Annotated in this window: 16 protein-coding genes and 1 pseudogene; 7 read left to right on the top strand and 10 right to left on the bottom strand. The window is 44.6% G+C overall.

What is annotated here, in order from left to right; translation table 11 throughout:
* Window positions 1-84: 84 nt before the first annotated feature.
* Window positions 85-669, bottom strand: coding sequence for a TetR/AcrR family transcriptional regulator (locus MHH76_RS09645; protein ID WP_020451490.1), 585 nt, complete (start codon window positions 667-669; stop codon window positions 85-87).
* Between the two features lie 181 nt (window positions 670-850).
* On the opposite strand from MHH76_RS09645, the gene MHH76_RS09640 reads away from it, so the two are divergent.
* From MHH76_RS09640 to MHH76_RS09630, 3 genes are all read left to right on the top strand, one after another.
* Window positions 851-2,110: a glycosyl hydrolase family 18 protein gene (locus MHH76_RS09640; protein ID WP_023857659.1), complete on the top strand. Its 1,260-nt coding sequence runs from the start codon at window positions 851-853 to the stop codon at window positions 2,108-2,110.
* Window positions 2,111-2,221: 111 nt separating this feature from the next.
* Window positions 2,222-2,422, top strand: a complete 201-nt coding sequence (locus tag MHH76_RS09635) for a spore coat protein (RefSeq protein WP_023857660.1) — start codon at window positions 2,222-2,224, stop codon at window positions 2,420-2,422.
* Window positions 2,419-2,718 (top strand): spore coat protein, encoded by a 300-nt coding sequence (locus MHH76_RS09630; protein WP_023857661.1) that lies wholly within the window; start codon window positions 2,419-2,421, stop codon window positions 2,716-2,718. Before MHH76_RS09635 ends, MHH76_RS09630 begins: the two co-directional genes overlap by 4 nt.
* Window positions 2,719-2,764: 46 nt before the next feature.
* Here MHH76_RS09630 and MHH76_RS09625 read toward each other — a convergent pair whose 3' ends face one another.
* Together MHH76_RS09625 and yjiC are read right to left on the bottom strand one after the other, a co-directional pair.
* Window positions 2,765-4,342, bottom strand: a complete 1,578-nt coding sequence (locus MHH76_RS09625; RefSeq protein ID WP_023857662.1) for an APC family permease — start codon at window positions 4,340-4,342, stop codon at window positions 2,765-2,767.
* A 126-nt stretch (window positions 4,343-4,468) separates the two neighbouring features.
* A complete protein-coding gene (gene yjiC, locus MHH76_RS09620; protein WP_020451485.1) occupies window positions 4,469-5,659 on the bottom strand; it encodes a UDP-glycosyltransferase YjiC in 1,191 nt (396 codons plus the stop codon).
* Between the two features lie 454 nt (window positions 5,660-6,113).
* Between yjiC and MHH76_RS09615 the strand changes: the two genes are divergently transcribed.
* Complete coding sequence (locus MHH76_RS09615) at window positions 6,114-7,130, top strand: serine hydrolase domain-containing protein (protein ID WP_023857663.1); 1,017 nt, start codon at window positions 6,114-6,116, stop codon at window positions 7,128-7,130.
* Window positions 7,131-7,163: 33 nt separating this feature from the next.
* Window positions 7,164-7,814, top strand: coding sequence for a TVP38/TMEM64 family protein (locus tag MHH76_RS09610; RefSeq protein WP_023857664.1), 651 nt, complete (start codon window positions 7,164-7,166; stop codon window positions 7,812-7,814).
* Window positions 7,815-7,863: 49 nt separating this feature from the next.
* Here MHH76_RS09610 and MHH76_RS09605 read toward each other — a convergent pair whose 3' ends face one another.
* From MHH76_RS09605 to MHH76_RS09580, 6 genes are all read right to left on the bottom strand, one after another.
* The gene (locus MHH76_RS09605) at window positions 7,864-8,175 is read right to left on the bottom strand and encodes a YbjQ family protein (protein ID WP_003182008.1); all 312 of its coding nucleotides are present in this window, start codon (window positions 8,173-8,175) and stop codon (window positions 7,864-7,866) included.
* Between the two features lie 279 nt (window positions 8,176-8,454).
* Window positions 8,455-8,967, bottom strand: a complete 513-nt coding sequence (locus tag MHH76_RS09600; RefSeq protein ID WP_026579708.1) for a ClbS/DfsB family four-helix bundle protein — start codon at window positions 8,965-8,967, stop codon at window positions 8,455-8,457.
* 401 nt (window positions 8,968-9,368) lie between these two features.
* Entirely contained in the window at window positions 9,369-10,739 is a 1,371-nt protein-coding gene (locus MHH76_RS09595) for an MFS transporter (RefSeq protein WP_020451481.1), read from the bottom strand.
* Window positions 10,740-11,032: 293 nt separating this feature from the next.
* Window positions 11,033-12,502, bottom strand: coding sequence for a potassium/proton antiporter (locus MHH76_RS09590; RefSeq protein ID WP_020451480.1), 1,470 nt, complete (start codon window positions 12,500-12,502; stop codon window positions 11,033-11,035).
* 126 nt (window positions 12,503-12,628) lie between these two features.
* Window positions 12,629-13,306, bottom strand: coding sequence for a YoaK family protein (locus MHH76_RS09585; protein WP_020451479.1), 678 nt, complete (start codon window positions 13,304-13,306; stop codon window positions 12,629-12,631).
* Window positions 13,307-13,716: 410 nt separating this feature from the next.
* On the bottom strand, window positions 13,717-15,135 hold the full coding sequence (locus tag MHH76_RS09580) for a flavin monoamine oxidase family protein (RefSeq protein WP_023857667.1): 1,419 nt from the start codon (window positions 15,133-15,135) through the stop codon (window positions 13,717-13,719).
* A 235-nt stretch (window positions 15,136-15,370) separates the two neighbouring features.
* Between MHH76_RS09580 and MHH76_RS09575 the strand changes: the two genes are divergently transcribed.
* Window positions 15,371-15,481 carry a YjcZ family sporulation protein gene (locus MHH76_RS09575; protein WP_020451477.1) on the top strand — a complete coding sequence of 37 codons (111 nt, stop codon included), beginning with the start codon at window positions 15,371-15,373 and terminating at the stop codon, window positions 15,479-15,481.
* Between the two features lie 182 nt (window positions 15,482-15,663).
* Here the strand turns inward: MHH76_RS09575 and MHH76_RS09570 are convergent.
* Window positions 15,664-16,150: pseudogene (locus MHH76_RS09570) on the bottom strand (YjdF family protein).
* Between the two features lie 531 nt (window positions 16,151-16,681).
* Between MHH76_RS09570 and MHH76_RS09565 the strand changes: the two are divergent.
* Window positions 16,682-17,074 (top strand): (2Fe-2S) ferredoxin domain-containing protein, encoded by a 393-nt coding sequence (locus tag MHH76_RS09565; RefSeq protein WP_020451475.1) that lies wholly within the window; start codon window positions 16,682-16,684, stop codon window positions 17,072-17,074.
* Window positions 17,075-17,080 lie beyond the last annotated feature (6 nt).

Raw genomic sequence — 17,080 nt, 5'->3', positions numbered from 1 at the left:
TTTCCCCCATTCTTTTTTGACCACTTGGTCTAAAATAGTGATAAAAACGAGCGGCAGCCCATCTTCCCTTGACGAAAAAATTCTTTAATCAAGAACAGACAGGCTGACATCGATCAAATCCTGAAGGGCGTCAAAGTCCCCCGTTAACTTCGCCTGAAACGTGAGCGACAGCCGGGTTTGATTTAAAAAACGGGCAACTGCTGAAAGATCTTGACCTCCCTTCTTTAGTTCCCCCTGTGACTCGGCCCGGACAAGCGCTTTGTAAAAGGCGGTTTCCAGTTGCTTTGTCTGCTTATCAAAGTATTCGGCAACCTCTTGATCACGGGGAATTTGTTCAATTGCACTGTTGATGATATAGCATGCCTTTGAGCGCTCGGGGTCTTTCAGAGCGTTTAAGCTTTCCTGAAAGATCTGCCGAACCGATTGCTTCACTGAGCCGGGGCTTTCAAGCCTGGCGATTACTTGAGCATTTTTATCATCAAGATATCTTGTAAGAGCGGCAATAAACAGATCCCGTTTCGTGCCGAATGTATTGTACAGACTTTGCCTGGCAATTCCCAGGCGGCTGAGCAGCTCTTGCATCGATGCGCCTTCATAGCCGAATTGGCCGAAAACCTCCATTGCTTTATGAAGGACGAGGGCGGTATCGAATTCTTTGCTTCTTCCCAAGCCTTTATCACCTCCTTTATTTGAAGAATACACTTTTTAGATCGATCAGTCAAGAATTATCCGCTTCACGGATCTATTCACCATTCCGATTGAGAAAATCGGCGCATGATCCTTCAGCGCCGGTCATAGACATAGCATAAAACCCCTGTCACATACAGAGGAACAAAAGGAAGTGTGCCCGTTGTTTATTTATACGGTTCAGCAGGGAGATTCATTATTTGTCATCGGTGCCAGGTTCGGAATTTCGATTGACCAGATCCGATTGGCAAACGGGTTGGTCGAAACAAACATTGTCCCCGGACAGGCTCTTTTAATACCGCTTTATACATATACGGTTCAGCAGGGAGACAATTATGATTCGATTGCCCGCCGGACGTTTGTAACCGCCGAAGCATTGCAAAAAGCAAATCCGTCTGTAACGCCTGCCAATATGAGGCCGGGGATGAAAGTGACGATTCCGGAATTACCGAAAAAACCGATCACCGCTTTAGGATATTACACATTGAGAAACCCAGGCTTAGACCAGGAATTGATTCATAATTTTGCCCCCTACGCCACATATCTGGCATTTTTTGAATACCATATTTCAAGCGACGGATCGTTAAGCGAGCTGAATGATTCACCGGCGGTACAAACGGCCTGGAGGCGGCGCGTTCCTCCCCTCATGACAGTCACCAATCTGACAGAAACAGGCTTTAGTCCGTCTCTTGCGCACCGCGTATTAAATCAGCCTGTCGTAAGAAACCGACTCATCGACAATATTGTTCAAACGATTTCCAGAAAAGGATATGCTGGCGTCAATATTGATTTCGAACAGATTGTGGAGGAAGACAGAGATTTATTTTCAGGTTTTCTCCGCCTGTTGAAAGAGCGGCTGAAGCCTTCCGGTTATGTGTTGACGGTTGCCGTTCCGCCGAAAACAAATGAAAATATCGCCTGGCTGAAAGGGTATGACTATGGCGGAATCGGCGCAGTGAGCGACCTTGTCTTTATCATGGCATACGACTGGCACCACGGAACAAGCGAACCCGGCCCCGTCGCTCCGATCAATGAAGTCCGGCAGACGATTCAATTTGCCCTTCGCCATATTCCAAAAGAAAAAATCATTCTCGGCTTTCCGCTTTACGGCTATAACTGGACGCTGCCCTATCAGCCTGGTACCGTATATCCGGGAATCGCCAACCAAGGCGCCGTTCATCTCGCCATGAAGCACCAGGTACCGATTCAATATGATACAAAGTCTGAGTCCCCTTTTCTCCAATACACAGATGAACAAGGCAGAAGGCACATCATATGGTTTGAAGACGCACGCAGTATTGGAAAAAAACTGCAACTCATCATCGAATACGGACTTGGCGGCGGCGGTGTCTGGCAGCTCACGCTCAGTTTTCCGCAAGGAACCTGGCTCTTGACCAAATTCTTTCGCGTCAGAAAAGCCTGACAGCAACATGTAATTTATTGTAAAACAGCAAACAGAATAATCCCGCTAACGAACCTTGATACTAATGATGTGTCCTTCACACAATAACAAATCTGAAAGGAATGTTTGCAATTGAATAATGGGATTCATGAAACATTGGAACTGCATGAGCTGTTAATGTTTAAAAACCTTTGCCTGACTAAGTCATCAACAATGACGGGAATGGTGCAGGATCAAGAGCTTCGCGACATCTTGGAACGGGATGCTTCCCAAACAAAGCATCAGATCGAGCATTTGCAAGGACTGCTGTCAATGAGAGGTGAAACCGTATGAACGAATTCATCCAAAACATGACAGGAATGGGCGCGATGACTGAACAAGTGATAGCGACCGACTTTTTAATCTCAGCGAAAACCGGTGTCAAAAACATTGCCACTGCTATCACAGAAACATCTTCTCCAGAAGTGCGTGAAACGCTTAAGCAGTATTTAAACGAGGCGATTGATACTCATGAACAGATCACAAACTATATGATGTCAAAAGGTTATTACCATCCTGCCAATTTATCTCAACAAATTCAAGTTGATACCAAAGCTGCCGAAACAGCTAAAGATCTTCCGCAACTGTAATGAAAACGCGTGAATCCCCCGCAGTCCATACGCGGGGGATTCTTATTTAAACGGTTTCTTCTTTTTTCTCATCATAATCAATGACTGCCTTTGGAAGGGCCGTATATTTCGCCCAGTAAAATACCGCAATCGATCCTGCTGCGATCAAGATTAAATCGACCGGCGTCCTCAATAGGCCCACGCCATTACCGAATGAGCCGAGATACGACAAAATCAAGAGCATGACATAATAACCGGCAATCCACCAGCTTGATTTAAGCTGCTGTGCAAACGAAACATCGTCTTGGGGAACATATTTTTTACACGCGCAATAAACGGCAAACATCACGAGCTGCGATCCGAGCAGCCATGACACGGTGTTCCAGCCTGACCAATAGACGATATACGACGCAAATACGAAGGAGACAGGAGCAATGACAGCCATCCCCTTGATTTGCAGAGGCTTGTTGAGTTGCTTGGCATTCACATTCAGCGCTGCCGCTGAAACCGGAGCAATCGCATAGGAAAGAATCAAGGCTACAGAGCAAACATTGACGAGCGCGTCCCAAGACGGAAAAGGAAGCGTCCAAAAAACGGCGAGCGCGAACGACAGCCACAACGACGGACGCGGAATTCCCGTCGATTTATTCACCTTGGCAAACACTTTGAACAACGTGCCGTTCCGCGCCCATGCATAAACCAAGCGCGACGTCGTATTCATAAAAATATTGCCGTTTCCGCCGGGTGATAAGATCGCATCCAGAACGACAAGAGTGGCAAGCCAGCCCATCCCGAGAAGCACCGCGATGTCTTTGAATGGAAGAGAAAATTCCTTGCCGATCGCTTTCCAGCCGTCATTCAGCATATCAGTCGGGATGGCTCCGATAAACACCACTTGCAGTATCGTATAAATGCAAGCCGAAACAATGATGCAAATCAGCAGAGCGACCGGGATGTTCCGCTGCGGATTTTTCACTTCACCGGCGACCGAAACGATCGGATGAAGACCGAGGTATGCAAACATCACCCCGCCGGTCGAAATGGACGCCTGCACCCCGTCAAAGCCAAACGGGGCAAATTCTCCCGCAAAGTTGGCCGACTTAAAATGGAATATCAATACGACAATGATCGTCAAAGGAACAAAATACTTAAAAACCGAAATGATTAAATTTGATTTCGCAAACGCTTTGACACTCCAATAATTGAGTAAAAAGAACAAACAAAGCAGCACAAACTGCAAAAGCCAGCCGATAATCGTCGGCGATTCAGAACCTTTTATCGTCAAACCGGGAAACCAATAAGCTACGTATTGCCTGACAGCGGTCACTTCGATTGAAATCAGGCTTGTATAGGCAACGATCGTGATAAATGAAATCAAGTATCCGACAAGGTGCCCGTGGGTATACACTGGATAGCGGATAATCCCGCCCGTCCGCGGCAAAGCAGCTCCCAGCTCGGCATAAACGAGGCCGATTAAAAGGATAATGACACCGCCGATAATCCACGAAAAGCTTCCCGCGGGCCCGGCTTTTGAAGCGACATTGCTGACGGCAAACAGCCAAGCCGAGCCGAATATCGCTCCCATGCCGATCAAAATCAGGTCAAGCAGAGAGATCGTTTTTTTGAAATTGCCCTGATTTGACAAATCACTTCCTCCTTTTTAATACATTTAATAGAAGGTAGTATGTTCAAAAAGCGCCTCTGTATACTTTTCCCGCTTCCTTTCGGCTGCAACAAAAAACCCGGGGATTTCCCGGGTTCCTTCATATGGTTATTTCACTCCTGCCGGTGCTAAAAATGACTCAATTTCATCTGCGGCTTTCTCGGCTCCTCCTGCTTGTTTAATGTGCTCTTGCATGTCCTTTACGCGTTTCAGGACATCCAGGTTACCGTCCGTCTGGGAGACGGCTTCCCGCAATGAAGCAACTGTTGTGTCCTCCGGCTGCAAATGCTTGCCAAGCCCGAGTTCTTCGACGCGGCGGGCAGTGATTTCCTGTTCAGGCATTTGCGGGACGGCAACAAGCGGTACACCGGCATTCAATCCTTCCATCGTACTGTTCATACCCCCATGGGTGATGAAAAGCTCTGCTTTCTTCAGGATTTCCAGCTGGGGAACGCGCTGATGAATCGAAAAGTTATCAGGTATGTCGTCAAAGCTTTCAGGATCGATTGTCGTGCCGACAGCCATGATCACCTGCCACTTCGTGTCCCTGAATGCTTCGATGCACATATGATAAAATTCCGGCCAGGCATTGAACGCCGTCCCTAAAGAAATCAGCATGACAGGACGGCCGCTGTCCGAAATAACCGGCGTGTCTTTTTCCTGAAACTTGCGTTTGGCTAGAGAAGGACCGACAAAAGAGAACCGTTCATCAAACGTTTCGCCGTAAGGCTGAAAAGCACGAGGCATAAATACAATGTTCAATTTTGCCGGTTCGAACATCTCTTCAAAATTAAATGACGGAAGATTCGCATTTTTCAAAGCGGCTTCTTGCTCAGGCGTGAGCTCGATCTTAAACTCTTCAGACATTGATTTGAATGAAAAATGTTCGTTCTGTGCATATGTAGAACAAAGGCGAACCGCCTCTATTCCAAACTTCTCAGCCAGCATTTTTCCCGCCATGGCCATAAAGTCAAAAAGGATGAGGTCAGGCTTGTCATTCTCATAAAGCGCTTCAAGCTGAGGAAGAACCTCCTCCATTTCTTTCATAAACATCATCGGAGCCTGTGTCATATCCTTTTTATTTTTCATCAGCTCCCGAATTTGCTGCGGATCGATATTTAAAGTTGAGCGGTAGTTGAGCGGCTCTGCCCCAGTTTCCTCAACAGCTTTCACAAACTCATCCGTTACCGGATATGTTACCCGATAACCGCGTTTGACAAGGCTTGCCGTTAAAGCAAGCGTCGGATTAATATGCCCGTGAGCGGGAATATTAAAAATCGCGATATGTTTTTGGCCCATTTTTTAACCTCCCGTTATTTTTCGCTTCATAACAGTAACGATGATTTTAAATCTCTTTCACTATGTTAAACAACATATTATAGATAATAAAGGAAAAACCCTTCAAAATTAAATTAAAATTAAAAAATACTAATATAGTCCTTTTTCTCACAAAAAAACACCAAACTTTAGACCTTAGTTTAAGGCCGCACTCGACTTTATTCCCCTTTTCGATACTGCCGACTTATATTTCAATCGTTTTAAAACAAAAAACAACCGTCAAAACAGCACTCGTTTTAACGGATGTCATGAAATTGCCATATTTTAAATTTAGTTTAAATTATTCTGTAAATGATGGTAAATACAAAAAAATTTTTATAATGTTATTTTGTCGCGCTTCCTGCTTCATTTCCTTTCAAAACTATCGTTTATCGTTTCCTTCTCCTCATAATTAGATATGAAAGGACTGTTGTTATTGGTATATACAGCGGAACATCTTGATGATTATTTAATGGAACAAGCATCCAACAATCATTTTCACGGCAGCATTTTGCTGGCAGACTCAAACGGTATTCTGCTATCGAAAGGATACGGTTATGCTAATTGCAAGGACAAAGTGAAGAATAAACCGTCTACACGCTACCAAATTGCTTCGCTGACAAAGCAATTCACAGCCATAGCGGTCATGCAGCTGCAAGAAAAGGGGCTGCTTCGTACTGATGATCCGGTACAAAACTATTTAGAAGGCTATCCGAACGGCGACAGCATTACCATCAAACATTTATTAAGCCATACGTCCGGAATTCCTGATTTTCTAGAGGAAGAATTGCTCGATATTGAGCTGGAGCGCGCACCGTTAGACCAATTTATCGGCCGGTTTATTGACAAACCGCTCGAATTTCGCCCGGGACAAATGTTTAATTACAGCAATTCAGGATACATACTGCTCACAAAAATCATTGAAACAATCACAAATGAAGCTTATGGAGATGTCATTCAAGAATTGATCTTTGACCCTTTAGGCATGAAAAACTCCGGTTTCTTCGCTTCCCCGGAAGATATTTCGCCCACAGTCGGATACTTATGCCTGAATCGCGAAATGATCAAAGCGCCTATCGTATACGGCTACGGGGAAAGCGGGCTGTATTCAACCGTTGAAGACTTGTACTTATGGGACAGGGCGCTTTACACTGAAAAGCTTGTCACAAAAGGCGCTTTGAAAGAAGCGCTTTACAGCTGTGTCAAAAAACCGGCTTTTGCAGCCGAAGGCCCTTCTCCGGCACTCATTCAAAACAATTCGATCGGATACGGATGGTTTATTAATCATCAAAACAAGTATAAAATATGGCATGATGGAGAAATCCACGGTTTTATCAGCTCGATTAACCGATACATAAACGAGAAAAAAGTGCTGATTATGCTCAGCAATTGCAACCTGTCAAAAACAGACGAGATTTTGGCAAACGTGGAACAAGCTTTATTGCAAATATAGAAGCTAAAAACAAAGAAAGGCAGCGGGAGCGGTATGATCAAAAAACTATTCACTATCATCATCATGGCAAGTATCATCGCGGTCGGATTCGTCTGCAAAGATTCCTGGCTCGGCGTCATCAGGGACGGAGGCGTTTATTCGGTGCTATTCAGCATGCTGCTTGTGGCGGCCTGTGTATTTTTCCCGATCGTCCCGTTTGCGCTCATTGCCGGATTAAACGGCGCTTTGTTCGGAATCGCAAACGGCGTGCTGATCACGCTGACAGGGTCGATGCTCGGCACCATGCTCTTGTTCTTCCTCTCACGTTACGGATTCAGAGATTTGGCTCGCAAACGCTTAACGAAATACCCGAAAATGAGCGAATATGAAGCCTATTTTAACCAAAATGCTTTTACAGCCGTACTATTGGGCAGACTGATCCCCGTTATCCCCGCCGTTGTCATGAATATTGTCTGCGGTTTAAGCAAGGTGAAATGGGCTGTCTTTTTCGCGGCTTCGACACTTGGAAAAATCCCTAACGTTCTCGTCGTCTCGATCGCAGGTGCCAATTTCAGTGAAAACAAGCTGATCTCTATCGGTGTCTACGGCTTATACATGGCGATCATAGCGCTTGTCATCTACAGAAAGTATCCCCATCTGACTCAAAAACATAAAGAGACCAAACAGACAGGGAAGCCTTCTTGACCCGCTGAGGCGGCAATGATAGCCGCCGCCTTCGTTTTTCGGTTGAACGTCAGCCGATTACAACAGCCGTACCATATCCGATTAGTTCGGAGGTACCCTGGCCTGCAGATAGTTCGAACCTTAGACCGACGATCGCGTTTGCTCCGAGTTCTTCAGCTTGATTCACGAGCCGTTCTCTCACAGCTTTTTTCGAATCCTCAAGCATTTGGGTGTAATTTTTTAATTCTCCGCCAATGACCGACTTCAATCCTGACAGAATATCTTTTCCGATATTCCGCGACTGAACGATGCTGCTGGTGACAAGCCCTTTGACTTCGACGATATTTTGATTCGCGATTGTATCTGTTGTGACGATGATCATTCATATCCTCCCTTTTCCTATACTTACTAGCTACCATACCATATCCGCCGGAAGCGTGCAGTTATTTATCCATCATATCGGCTGGATTATTAAAATGTTAAGTTTTTTATGCAAAGTTTTACCACATTGCATAGCCGCATCGTTTCAATCGCGGGCTTTTCACAAAATGGAAAATGCCTCGAAAGAAGTGAATATAGATAACTTTATAGCATTGTTAATTTCAGCTTCATAAGAAAAATTGAGTATCTTTTGAATGCACTTCTTCATGTTAACACGATTTCATCCCAGTTGATTCTTCTTCCACTTCCTTATTTTAGTCCTGAAGTTTTTAAATGGAGCCACAGAGTTGACGTGAATGAACCTTATAGCAGGCCACTTCGGGTTTTCACCTGTCCAATTCAAAGTACCTTGGGTGAATAATTCTTCATCCGTGAGCGTATCAATCCAAGACTGAAGTTGTGCCTCTGCTTTCTTGAATTCTTGGCGAAGCTCAGTTAACGAAAAGTGAGAATACATATCGTAAAAAGATTGATAAAGAGCACCCAGTTGGTTCCATTTATAATGAGGAGAGGGAGTGACAACGGTTTTTCCCAAGCGCTCATCCCTGTCCCAGCTCATCAACAGGTTTAACCATCCGAGCTGATAAGCAAGGATTTCCCCTGGCGTTCGATCTACGTCTTGATCCCGAACATCTCTATACTGATCGGGGATATCGTCAAACTCCCCATCTAGTAACAAATAACGCTTATGAATTTCTTCTTTCAAATGTTTCTTGGACTCGTACACCGTAATCCCTCCTTGATATCAACTATAGTGTACACTACACGGATTGTCCGCCTTATTTTAAAACAAATCATGAACTTTTAAGAGCAGTTTGCGAGACTTCCCTTACATTGCATGTATATTAATTTGTTCGACGGTTCCCGCTTCAATATGAGGTAATGTGAATCGGCTCCCCTGCCGTCGACTCTACGTCAACCTCTCTTGATACCCAAATTCAATTCAAATGCCTCCATGCATCACTAGAATCGGCTTCCCTTCACCTATTCGCGAATATTCAATTGTCAGTCCGTCAATTTCAAAGGTGCCGATGCTTCTTTCATAATTTCTTCATCCTTTACTTTCATCATGTTTCAGAAAATCCATACAACATAAAAAACGGCTGGGCGGTCCCGCCCAACCATTCGAATATGTTAAGATTTTTTGCGTTTGCAAGTCAATAAATATAGCAATCCGCCAGCCAATACAAAGACTGTGAATATGGCAAACGAGCGGCTGAATACAGCGCCCCAGGCATTGTCCATTGCCGGAAGCGCAGAATAGCCGAACCCGCGCACTGCCATCAAGCCTCCTGCAAATGCCACGCCTATTCCTTCAGATAAAAAACAGGCAAAATTCAGCATCCCCATTCCAGCGCCTGCAGCCTCTTCTTCCAAGCTTTCTGCGGCACTATTGGAAATCGACGTCTTCACAAATGAAAGACCGCCAAATATAAACACGAGCAGCATCGTCATCAACCATGGTGTCCGGTCACCGAACTGTGACGCGGCCGCTATGGTTGCCAAGATCAATAACCATCCAAGAGTAAAAACAAACCGGCTGCCGAAGCGATCGGTAAGGGCTCCCCCCGCGACGCCGAAAAAGATAACGCCCACACTACCCGGAAGCATAATGCCGCTTCCGATAATATCGGCATTTAAACTGAACAAGACTCTCATCATATATGGAACGACAGAGACGATTCCCGCAACGCTTCCCAATACGACACATCCTGCCAAAACGACGCCTATATATCTGCGATTCTTGATTAAAGACCGGTCAATAAAAGGATGTTCCGCATATCGGGTATGAACCGCAGCTCCAATCAAGCAAAAAATGCCCGCCGCTAAATAAAAGACATGATACAGCGATATATATACAGCGAACATCACAATGCTGATTGTCAGCAGGACGATCCCAATGATATCCAGATTTGCTTTTACAGCGGCTTCAGCAGGCATATTTCTGAGGAAGAAAGGAATCGACATCAGCGCCGCCATCGGAAGAAGGAACAGAAACGACCAATGAATATGATGTACAATCATTCCGCCGATAGCCGGACCTATTCCCTCGCCCATTGCCACTAGTGATCCGACAAGGCCGAACGCTTTGCCCCGGCCCTCCGGACGAACATAGCGTGTAATGATGACCAGGATAAGCGCGGGTACAGCGGAAGCCCCGGCTCCTTGAACAAAGCGCGCAAAGATCACGGCCGTGAAATAAGACTGAGCCGAAAGACCTATTAATGAACCTCCGCCATAGATGATTAGTCCGGCCACAAACAGCTTTCTGACACCATACATATCAGAAAGCCTGCTGTAAACGACCGAACCAGCAGCAAAGGAAATGATAAAACTCGTATTCACCCAATTTGCCGCGGCAGGCGACACGCCAAATTGATTTTTTATGTCCGGCAATGCAACATTAAATACGGTTTCGTTCATCACACTGAAGAAAGCGACAAAGCTAAGCCACCAAAACGCCTTCTTTTGATGCTTGAAGGACTGCATTTTACTGTTTTTCAATTGAATGATACCCCCAAAATTATAGGGGAATCACGCAGTTTATAGGGTTAATGATGCGCTTTCCCCTCAAATGTTAACCCATTTATTTTTTTGCACTTCATCATTCATGCGCCTCCTCATATTTGATTTTTAAATTATACAATTGATCAACAAAGGGATCAATGTAAGGAACATAAGCTGAACTTTCACATTGCAAAAAAAGGCCAATGAAGAATACCGGTGCAGTACCCTTCATTGACCTTTATTCGTGACATACTGAGCAAGCCAGCCTTGTCCTGTGCTTTTCCGAAAGCTTAATCAAATTCCCTGTTTAATAATTTTTTCAGTTCCTTTTTTTGTTTTTTCGATACGAGAATATACAAAATATCGCCTGATTTAATTTTCGTTTCTCCGTGCGGCGTGACCAAATCCCCGTTTCGGATGATCGCATTGATCAGGGCATCTTTCGGAAAGCTGATGTCTTTCAGTGCCTGCCCGGTGATGGCTGTTTGGTCATCGACTTCAAATTCGATAATTTCGGCGTTCGCCTTGCCGATGGAAACAAGCTCGAGCGAATGCGGCGCTTCGACTTTCTGCGGTCCGTTCAATTTCAATTTTTCTGCGAAGACCGATATGGTTGATCCTTGGATCAAAGCAGATGTTAAAACGACGAAGAATACGACATTGAAGACCAATTGGCTGTTTTCAAGCCCCATCGTCATGGGGAATGTTGCGAGAACGATCGGAACGGCCCCTTTTAATCCGGCCCACGACAAGAAGATTTTTTCGTTAAAATGAAAGCCCATTTTGATGGTCGACAGAAAAACGGCAACCGGTCTGGCGATAAAAATTAAAATCAGCGAAAGCAGGAAGCCTTTGAAAATGATATCGAAAGATAAAAATTGGGCAGGAAAAACCAATAATCCTAGAATAATAAACATCAAAATCTGCATCATCCAGGCAAAGCCTTCATTAAACCTGAAAATAGAATGTCGGTAAGTCAAATCTTGATTTCCGATGACAAGCGCAGCAATGTAGACGGCAAGCAAGCCGCTCGCCCCGATGACATCTGTAAGACTGTAGGTAAGAAGCGCAAAAGCAAGAGCAAAGATCGGATAAAGTCCGCTTGAATCCAAGTTGATTTTATTGATGGCAAAGCTGGCGAACCGCCCGAGTACATATCCGAGCAAAAGCCCCATTCCCATCTGCCAGAAAAATGAAATCACAAGCATGAAATAAGATGAATGATCAGCCGTCAGCAGCTGGATGAGCGATAAAGTCAAAAACATCGCCATCGGATCATTTGTACCCGACTCTGCTTCCAGTGTAGAGCTCAATCTGTCTCTAATATTCTGGCCTTTCAAAACGGCGAAAATCGCGGCCGCATCTGTAGAACCGACAATCGCTCCGAATAAAAAGCCTTCCATCCAGGAAACATTAAAAATCAGTTTGGCCGCAACCGCAACCACACAGGTGGTCAGCAAAACGCCAATCGTTGCGAGCGACAATGAAGGAACGGCGACCGCTTTGATTGAAGACCATTTTGTTTGCAGACCGCCTTCAAAAAGGATGACGACGAGTGCGATAACTCCGATCAGCTGGGCTAACTCGGGATTATTAAAATAAATAATTCCGAGACCGTCGCTCCCCATGATCATCCCGACAATCAAGAACAAGACGAGAGCGGGCACTCCGAGCCTAGTCGAAAATTTCGTTGTCAGTACACCGATAATCAGCAATAAGGCCGCTAATAAAATAAACTGCTCCATATTAATGTGTTCCAACCATTTATCCTCCTCCCAATCTTAACCGATACTGGTGCTGTCCCCCGTTCTTTTACCCGAACAGGCACCCTCATAAAACGTATGTAACAAACGATGTTCGCGTATGCTCGTGTATGGGACCGTCCTTCAGTCTTCACTCCGTCCGTGAAACTTTGTGCCTGCAATCGCAATAATCCCAATAATGATTGTGATTGGAATCCAAATCACGGCAAACGGATGCGCAGGCTCAGCAAGTGCGGCGATGACGGCCCCCAGGCAATAGAGCACAATCGTCAAAGCGCGAAGCCATGCGTCCTTATGGATGACCTTTTGGTCGTTTTTGCTGAGGAACCGTTTTGTCACATCTTCGAAAAAGTTTGCGAGCGTCCCCGTTAGGACAGTAGTGGAAATCCCTGCAATGCCGAGCTTTCTGGCTGCTGTAGTCTGAAGCCCCATCGCCATGCTTAACAGCAAGATCAAAAAGTGTGGCGAACTTTCATAGAAAGTCAGACAAGCAAATAGAAGCAATACGGCTGCTTCAACAGCAAGTGCAATCGTGACGCCTGACGGCCAGAACGATTTTTCTTGTTTTCCGACAATGGCTGCTGAAATAATCACGCCGATGATAAATCCGAACAATGCGATCAGCGAGTACACGGCGGTCGCATGAAGAGAATTGCCGATTGATAATCCTAACAGTACGATATTCCCGGTCATATTAGCAGTAAATACGTGACCGATACTTAAGTACCCAATCACATCTACAATACCTGCTGTCAAACAGAGAAGCAAAAGCATGATGTTTCGTTCAAGAGCAGCATTCAATGTGATTCAATCCTTTCGAAGCTATTCTGCCCGGCGGAATGTTAAACCATTCCATCCGGTATGTCATGAGCCTTTCCTAAGGGAAAACTCGATTTGGGGGCTTTTTTATTGTTAGAAAAAGAGGGGTTCTTAACGAAAAAATGCGGGCGATCCGATCATGCACCTCAGCAAAACACTTATCGCTCATCGTGTTACATCTACAATTCAATTGTATCATAAGCATTAAAATTTTTTATAAATGAAGTTCTTAAAAACTTGTTTTTAAGAACCGGGAACACATTTCTTACTGTTTAGGAAGCAGCCGATCGGCGTTTATTGCATGATCCGTCTGTTTGCCTTAAATAAAAACGAACGAGCCGCCTTTTAAAAGCGACTCTTTCCCATTCCTTCAATACTTGCAAAGTTCATGGTTACACGCGGGAGGACTGATTCACTTCATATGCCGCCCGTATTCCCGATTCAATCGCTCCCTGCATCCACCCGTGAGTGAGGGAAGCGTGCTCCCCGGCGAAATACACCCTTCCCTCAGGCATAGGAATATAAGGATACAGCTCCAATTCCTGACCAGGTTCGAAAGCTGTAAATGCTCCCGCTGAAAAAGGATTTTGCGTCCAGCTGAAAGAAGCGCCTGATACAAACTCGGAATACACGATATCTCCATATATTCTCGCTAAATTTTTCAGCGTATAGCGGATCCGCTCTTCTTCCGGCTGACTGTCCCATATCAGCGCTTCATCAGCCCACGTATAGCTCGCTAAAATAACAGCATGACCGTGTGTCCCTATGCCGCTGCTTGGGTAATATGAAAAGCGAATCGGCAAATCGGTAATGGATCTCCCGCCGCGCTGCCCGACTCTTTCCCAAAACCTGCTCTTAAATTCGATTCCTATTTTTGTCGCGGCAATATAGTTAAGCTCCCGAATCGCTCTCCGCTTATGGTAGGAAAACGAATCAAACGGCTCAAAGGTCACAAATCGCAAAGTTGAAAAAGGAATTGTTACGATTGTGAAATCACTTGTCAGAGCTGAATGTTCTGCCGACTGTTGGTGGATACAATGGGCTGTCACATTGTTTTCAGTTTGAGATATTTTCATCAATTTATGACCAAATAAAATATCGCCCTTTAATTGCGGAAGAAAAGCTTGCGTCAGCAAGTCCATGCCACCTGTAATCTCATAGAAACGAGACGGCGATGTAAAAAAGATCGATTCCCTTAATACTTCGACAAGTGACAATCCCATGTACGCTTCCATGTCCAAAAGCACACCAATCATATCAATGGAGCCGTGTGAAAAATGAGTGTTGAGAAAAGAGCCCAACGATTCGTTTCTGTATTGTTTTTCAACAATACGCCAATTTCTCGCCGGATCTTGGCTGATAAAATTGAGGATAGGCTGCAATGCAGAAAGCATCAGCTGTTCAGCCGTTTTCCCCTGCTCATGGGGAGCAGCCGGGAATCTTAAAACACCCGGATATCTTTCAAACTCATGAAGACGAGTTTTCACGCCGTTGACGTAAAGAATATCCATGGGGGTTCTGTTGATAAACTCATTGACAGGCAGATTAAATTTCTTAATGTATTCTATCGTTAAAGTATGAATATCGGGGATGCGCATCGGACCGGCATTGAAATACAACCCTTCGCTAAAGGGCGCACGGGAAGTAAAAACACGTCCTCCCGCTCTGTCATTCGCTTCCACGATCGTCACTCTGTGCCCGGCACTCTTTAATAAAGACGCTGCGACAAGCCCGGACAACCCGGCACCAACGATCATTACTTGCTTGGGATACTGTGTTGTTTGAAGGCCGTTTCTAATGATATAAAGCATGTCTCCCTCAGTTAATTGAAAATTCAATTTACTCAGCGCCCTTTTCGGTGGATTTATTGCATTATATTCCGTTTAAAGGACGCCAATCACCATTTTCATCCTCTCTGCACGAAGACTCCGCATGAGGGCGCAGTTGCAAATGGGTCAACTATTTTTAAAAATGTAAATCAATATCCTATACCGAATTGATAAAGATACATAGGATAAACTATGTATCTTTAGGGAGGTGAAACATATGAGCGGAGGTTACGGATACGGAAGCGGTTTTGCTTTAATTGTTGTCCTGTTCATTCTCTTAATCATCATTGGTGCCAGCTGGTTCGGCGGTGGTTATGGAGGCTATTAAGTTCTAAAATGGTTCTGTTTTAAAAAGCAATAACCTATGACCTTCTCCTTATTTTACATGTTCTCCCCTCTTGCTTATCGTTATTGACTCCATTATGAAAGGCTCTTTTTAAAAAGAGCCTTTTTTTAATACAATACAGGAAAACGCGCCTCTATTGAGCTTCACTTTGCTCCAAAGAAATTCTATTTTCCACTATGCTTTTGTTTCGCTTTTTGCTTTCTGAGTAAATACTTTTGTTCTTTTTCCTTTTCCCGCTGCTCTTTTGTCAGCCGCTTTTTCTTTCGTTTTCTTGCTTCCAGCTCTTGTTTTATCGCTTCTTGCGCCTTATGAGACACACCAGCATTTTTCAATTCTTTAGACACTTGCCGCTGCAGCCTTTTCGGATTTATTTTGCGCGGGCGGCGGGCGTCCAGCCTAACTCCTTCCTGATCTGCTTGTGACAGTGCCTGTAAAAGTTGATGATGAACAAAATGCAAAACTTCCGAATCCTTCGGCTCTTTGCCAAACAAATGCCGGACGGCTCTCAGCTTACCTTCAATCACAACTTCAATGACTCCTATCCAAAACTGACCATCATAGTAAACCGTTAATTTCATAACGATTCCCTCCTCCATCAACATGTACTTCAGAGAATGACGGACATCCCGAGGAGGGGAAGGTTACTGGCATGATCAATCATGCACCCGGACTACCAACCGAATCGTGTTTTTTCATTCTCCGCTAAAAATTTTATCAATTTTTCCAGCTTAGGAAAAGGGGTAAAGTTCTTTTATATTCAGTACAATAATATAATGCAAACCCTCCCCTGAGCCAGATAGGCTCTGGCTGAAAAAGAAGCTGCTCAGATCTCATTGGCACCGTTTAACCTCTTCTATTTGCGTTTGACTTGAAAAAGAGATAAAATGATTGTTAAATCGTAATAATTACGTTTTGATTGCCGTATTGATAGAAAGGCCATATAAATAAACAACCAAAGGCGGCAAAAAAAGAAAACGGGAAGAGAAGGCAGAAATATAGAGAGCTTGCGAAAGGAGTAAAAAACTCAAGGTGACGATGAAATACTGCGGAGGTTACCGGGGCCTTCTCCCCTTTATCGGTATCACCTTTCGGGACAGTTATCGACCGGGGCTTACTTAGTTCTTTATCATTTTACCGCTTTCAAATCGTAATGATTCTGTTTTACTTGGAGGAAAGATACATATGGCGACATGGGATTTAAGTAATATGAAACATCATATCTTTATATGCAACGGCAGCAGCTGCAATCGGGTCGGAGCTGAGGAACTGACTCAAGTGATTCGGCAAGAAATTTCAGACCGGGAGCTTGACGATGTCATTCATACAACGCGCACGCGGTGTAATGGAAGATGCCAAGATAAGTGCGTGGTCATCCACTATCCGAAAGGAACATGGTATAAAGATTTAAAACCGGAGGATGTCCCCCTCCTGATTGACTCGCTTTGTACCAATGAAGATTATCAAGAAAAAGCAAGTCATTTGTATGATGGCCAACGTTTCGAACGTTCATCTGGCGTCATCGCCGGGATTCCAAAAGACAAAGAAAAAGTAATCAAAGTATCAAAAAAATTGTAAATGAGG

The organism is Bacillus sp. FSL L8-0193 (genome assembly GCF_037976065.1).
In the GTDB taxonomy this organism is placed as follows: Bacteria; Bacillota; Bacilli; order Bacillales; family Bacillaceae; genus Bacillus; species Bacillus paralicheniformis.
The sequence above is the reverse complement of the archived record's forward strand: the minus strand, read 5'-3'. Positions and strand labels throughout refer to the sequence as shown.

Bases quoted from the DNA above. Each gene is read 5' to 3' on its own strand.
- MHH76_RS09630 (WP_023857661.1), top strand. From the start codon at position 2,419: ATGAACGAATTCATCCAAAACATGACAGGAATGGGCGCGATGACTGAA.
- yjiC (WP_020451485.1), bottom strand. From the start codon at position 5,659: ATGGGCCAAAAACATATCGCGATTTTTAATATTCCCGCTCACGGGCAT.
- MHH76_RS09610 (WP_023857664.1), top strand. From the start codon at position 7,164: ATGATCAAAAAACTATTCACTATCATCATCATGGCAAGTATCATCGCG.
- MHH76_RS09605 (WP_003182008.1), bottom strand. From the start codon at position 8,175: ATGATCATCGTCACAACAGATACAATCGCGAATCAAAATATCGTCGAA.
- MHH76_RS09580 (WP_023857667.1), bottom strand. From the start codon at position 15,135: ATGCTTTATATCATTAGAAACGGCCTTCAAACAACACAGTATCCCAAG.
- MHH76_RS09575 (WP_020451477.1), top strand. From the start codon at position 15,371: ATGAGCGGAGGTTACGGATACGGAAGCGGTTTTGCTTTAATTGTTGTC.
- MHH76_RS09565 (WP_020451475.1), top strand. From the start codon at position 16,682: ATGGCGACATGGGATTTAAGTAATATGAAACATCATATCTTTATATGC.